The sequence below is a fragment of the Streptomyces sp. NPDC059456 genome, assembly GCF_042750055.1.
In the GTDB taxonomy this organism is placed as follows: Bacteria; Actinomycetota; Actinomycetes; order Streptomycetales; family Streptomycetaceae; genus Streptomyces.
Window position 1 is genome coordinate 1 of sequence record NZ_JBHYVA010000677.1, and the last position, 4,563, is coordinate 4,563.

Annotated in this window: 4 protein-coding genes; 1 reads left to right on the plus strand and 3 read right to left on the minus strand. The window is 72.9% G+C overall.

Translation table 11 applies throughout. The annotated features are described in order from the left end of the window. Positions 1-1,240 (minus strand): glycoside hydrolase family 10 protein (locus ACFXA3_RS36180; RefSeq protein ID WP_385194296.1); only part of this gene is annotated, 1,240 nt, incomplete at its 3' end. A gap of 154 nt (positions 1,241-1,394) precedes the next feature. Between ACFXA3_RS36180 and ACFXA3_RS36185 the strand changes: the two genes are divergently transcribed. After that, the gene (locus ACFXA3_RS36185; RefSeq protein WP_385194299.1) at positions 1,395-2,288 is read left to right on the plus strand and encodes a 3-hydroxybutyryl-CoA dehydrogenase; all 894 of its coding nucleotides are present in this window, start codon (positions 1,395-1,397) and stop codon (positions 2,286-2,288) included. Between the two features lie 26 nt (positions 2,289-2,314). On the opposite strand, the gene ACFXA3_RS36190 is transcribed toward ACFXA3_RS36185, so the two are convergent. Together ACFXA3_RS36190 and ACFXA3_RS36195 are read right to left on the minus strand one after the other, a co-directional pair. Then, positions 2,315-2,845 (minus strand): NUDIX hydrolase, encoded by a 531-nt coding sequence (locus ACFXA3_RS36190; RefSeq protein WP_385194302.1) that lies wholly within the window; start codon positions 2,843-2,845, stop codon positions 2,315-2,317. A 53-nt stretch (positions 2,846-2,898) separates the two neighbouring features. Continuing rightward, the gene (locus ACFXA3_RS36195) at positions 2,899-4,239 is read right to left on the minus strand and encodes a transcriptional regulator (protein ID WP_385194305.1); all 1,341 of its coding nucleotides are present in this window, start codon (positions 4,237-4,239) and stop codon (positions 2,899-2,901) included. Between the last annotated feature and the right edge of the window lie 324 nt (positions 4,240-4,563).

Below are 4,563 nucleotides of genomic sequence, written 5' to 3' on the forward strand. Positions count from 1 at the left end.
CGGGTGCGCGAGCTGGCGAGACCGCCCATCCACCAGACTCATTGGGTGTCCGCCCCGCCCACGCTCTTAACGCACTAACACCCCCCCCCCCCCCCCCCACCTCGGGCTGTTGACGGGTGAACGCGAGGTGCCTCGACAGCTCCGCCGGATCGCGCCACGCGGCGGTGGAGCTGTCCGCGTCGCAGCGGTAGAGCGCCTCGCCCACGTAGAGGTCCACCCGGGTCCCGGCGACGGTCTGCGCCCACCAGGGGACGATCTTCGCGTAGTCGGCGGTCGGGTGCCCGATCTGCCAGTACACCTGCGGCACGATGTAGTCGATCCAGCCCTCCCGGACCCACTTGCGGGTGTCCGCGTACAGGTCGTCGTACGTTTCGACGCCCGCCTGCGTCGGTGAACCCAAGGGGTCCCGGTCGCTGTTGCGCCACACCGCGAAGGGACTGATGCCGAAGCGGGCCGCCGGGCGCACCGACCGGATCCGCTCGGACATCTCGCGGACGAGCGTGTCGGTGTTGGCGCGGCGCCAGTCCGCGCGGGAGGCGAAGCCGCCGCCGTGGCGCGCGTACGCGTCGTCGTCGTCGAAGTACTTCCCCGCGGCGGGGTACGGGTAGAAGTAGTCGTCCCAGTGCACCCCGTCCACCTCGTAGCGCGAGACGGCGTCGAGCATCGCCTCCTGCACGAAGGCGCGCACCTCCGGCAGGCCCGGGTTGTAGTAGAGCTTGCCGTTGTACGGGACCGTCCAGTCGGGGTTGCGGCGCGCCGGATGGCCCTCGGCCAGGCGGTCGGGGTCGGTGTGGTTGGCCACCCGGTAGGGGTTGAACCAGGCGTGCAGCTCCAGTCCCCGGGCGTGGGCCTCGGCGACCGCGGCGGCGAGCGGGTCCCAGCCGGGGTCCTCCCCCTGCTCCCCGGTCAGCCACTGCGACCAGGGCTCGCGGGCACCGGGCCACATCGAGTCGGCGGCCGGCCGGACCTGGAGGATCACCGCGTTCAGCCGGCGGGCGACCGCGGTGTCGAGGAGAGTCGTCAGCTCGTCCCGCTGGGCCTCGGCGTCCAGGCCGCTCTCGGAGGGCCAGTCCACGTTCTCCACAGACGCGATCCACATCGCGCGGAACTCGGCCGCCGCCTCCCGCCGCGCCCCGCTCCCCCGTGCGGCCCGCGCCGCCCGGGCCGGGCCCGCGGCGCCCGCCGCGGTCAGCAGCCCGGCGGCTCCCGCCAGCAGCCCCCGCCGTCCGATGTACGCCATGTGACGACTCCGTTCCGTTGCGTGACATTCCCCTGCGTGTGACAGCATGCCCGCCCCGGCCCCCCGCCACGGTCAAGGTCGGGGGTAACGTCGTGGGGCGTGGCGGGCGCCGGAATGCAGTGACCACTGCGGAACACGGGGGACCCGCCGACGGATGAGCAGCGAAAGGCACGAAGTGACTGACCTCCCTTCCGACATCACACGGGTCGGCGTAGTGGGCTGTGGCCAGATGGGTGCGGGCATCGCCGAGGTGTGCGCGCGCAGCGGCCTCGAGGTGAAGGTCGCCGAGACCACCGGCGAGGCCCTGGAGATCGGGCGCACCCGGCTGCACAACTCCCTGACGAAGGCCGCCGAACGCGGCAAGATCAGCGAGGAGGAGCGGGACGCCACCCTGGCCCGCCTCACTTTCACCACCGACCTCGGCGAGTTCGCCGACCGCGACCTCGTCATCGAGGCCGTCGTCGAGAACGAGCAGGTCAAGACGGAGATCTTCCAGGTCCTGGACCAGGTGATCACCCGCCCGGACGCGATCCTCGCCTCCAACACCTCCTCGATCCCGCTGGTCAAGCTGGCCGTCACGACCTCGCGGCCCGACCAGGTCATCGGCATCCACTTCTTCAACCCGGCCCCGGTGCAGCAGCTCGTCGAGCTGATCCCCGCGCTGACCACCAGTGACGAGACCGTCAAGCGGGCCGAGGCCCTCGTGGGCAAGGTCCTGGGCAAGCACGCGATCCGCGCCCAGGACCGGTCCGGCTTCGTGGTGAACGCGCTCCTCGTCCCGTACCTGCTGTCCGCGATCCGGATGTTCGAGTCGGGCATCGCCAGCCGCGAGGACATCGACAACGGCATGGAGCTGGGCTGCGCCCACCCGATGGGACCGCTCAAGCTGTCCGACCTGATCGGCCTCGACACCATCGCCTCGATCGCCGATTCGATGTACGCGGAGTACAAGGAGCCCCTGTACGCCGCTCCGCCGCTGCTCCAGCGGATGGTCGACGCGGGCCGCCTCGGCCGCAAGACCGGCTCGGGCTTCTACCCGTACGGCTGACCCGCACCCGGCTCCCGGCGCCGCGGTCAGCCGAGCCGCAGATGGTGCAGGAGCAGCAGCCCGGCCGCCATGTTGGCGGCCGGGACCTCGCCGCGCGCGATCATGTCCGGCACCAGTTTGAGCGGCACCCACTCGCGGCGCGAGGACTCGAAGTCGTCCTCGGGATGTCCGATGTACGTCGCCCCGTCCGCCCAGTAGAGGTGGTGGCGGGCGTCGGTCAGCCCGTTGGCCGGCTCGACGGTCATCAGGTGGTGGAGGGGCCCGGGCCGCCAGCCCGACTCCTCCTCCATCTCCCGGGCCGCGGCCGCCGCGACGTCCTCGCCGTCCTCGACCACGCCCGCGGGCAGTTCCCAGCCCCAGCTGTCGGTGATGAACCGGTGCCGCCACAGCAGCAGCACCTCGTTGGCCTCGTTGACGGCCGTGGCGACGGCGACGGGCCGCAGCCGGATCACGAAGTGGTCCAGGTGCCGCCCGTCGGGAAGTTCCACATCGGCGAGGTTCACGTCGAACCAGCGGTTCTTGTACACGGTCTGCTCACTCAGGTTCGTCCACTGCACGGTCGTGCCACCTTCCGTTCGAGTAGGTGGCAACATGGCAGCAGTTCACGACCTCACAGGGGAACGCGCAGCGCCCCGTCGATGAGCTGCGCGGTCTCCTCCGCCCCGGAACACCCGCTGGTCAGCAGCTGTTCGCGGACCGCCCGCAGCCGGTCCCGCAGCCGCAGCGACTCCATCCCCTTGGCCCGCTCGGCCATCTCGGCGGCAGCCGCCACCGCCCGGTCCGCCTCGCCCTGGCGCAGCTGGATCTCGCACATCATCGCCAGCCGGTGGACCCGCCCCCGGTCGTGCGCAGGGGTCCCCACTGCCGCGGTCGCCTGCTCGTGGGCCGCCTCAAGATCGCCCAGGCTGAGCAGCGCCTCGGCCACCTGTACGTTGACCAGCCCGGGCTGTACGTACCCCGTCTCGTCCGGCTCCGTACCGGGCCGGATCCGCGCGGCGGCCGCCTCGGCGTGCCGGATGCAGCCCAGGGCGGCGGCGGTGTCCCCGAGCTGGGCGTACGCCTTGGCCTGCATGGCGTACAGGTCGGCGGCCAGGGCCGGGGTGATGTGCCGGCCCGCGGCGCGCAGCGCGGCCTCGGCGAAGGCGACGGCCTGGCGGTACTCCCGCAGGTGCAGGGACTGGTTGACGATCAGCGCGATCACGTAGGCGCCCAGGCCCCGGTCCCCGCTCGCCTTCGCGAGCCGCAGCGCCTGGTGGAAGTACCGCTGGGCGAGCCCGTGGGCGTCCGAGTCGTACGCGCAGATCCCCGCCACCGCCACCAGGGACCCGGTGGCCCGGTGCAGCTGGCGGCCGAGGCCGTCCGGGTAGCTCCCGCGCAGCATGGGCGCGGTCTCGCTGCCGAGGAAGCGGACGATCCGGGCCCGGGTGGCCACCCCGCCGGCCCGGCGGTACATCAGCTCGTAGTGCGCCCGGGCGGCCCGGAGGATCTCGATGTGCTCGGGGCCGATCCGGTTCGGCCCGTCGCGGGAGACGTCCGCGTCCTCGGGCGGGTTCTCCCACTCCCAGACCGGGATCACCGCGGGCGTTCCGGTGACGGCCTCGGCGGCGAGCAGCTGGTAGCGGCCCTGCTCGTCGGAACGCCACAGGGCGGCGGCCCGGTCGACGAAGCCGCTGAGCGGGGAGCCGTGCGGGGACACGGGCTGGCCCGGCATGCCGAGCCCGACGTCGTCCAGCGACACCGGGCGGCGCAGGCGGCCGCCGAGCACCTCGCAGATCAGGTCGGGGACCTGGCCGCGCGGCCGCTGGCCCTTCAACCACCGGGTGACGGCGGTGTGTTCGTAGCGCAGTGCCAGTCCGCGGGACCGGCCCGCCTGGTTGACGTGCGCCGCCAGTCCGGCGTGGGACATGCCCGCCTCGGCGAGGAGGGCGTCGAGCAGGGCGTTGGGCTGCATGGGCCCCTCCAAGGGCTCTTCGATTCCCAGGCTAGTGGGTGCGCGGTTCACACGGGGTGTGAACCGAGTACGCGCATAAATGCGATACGCACCCTGCCGCAACGCGCCCCGGGAGCGCTTCACTTAAGAGCCTCGCCAAAGAGGCAGCCCGGGTCGTCGGCTCCCCCTCGTACAGTGCGACGACCCGCACCGCGCCGCCCGCCTTGCCGTCTGCCCGACACTCCATGGCAGGCGGGCGGCGCGCTCCGGCGCCCCCCGCGCCCCGGTGGGGGCCCGGGCCCGGCCGGGGGCCGGGGGGACCGCCCCCGGGCCACCCCCCCGGCC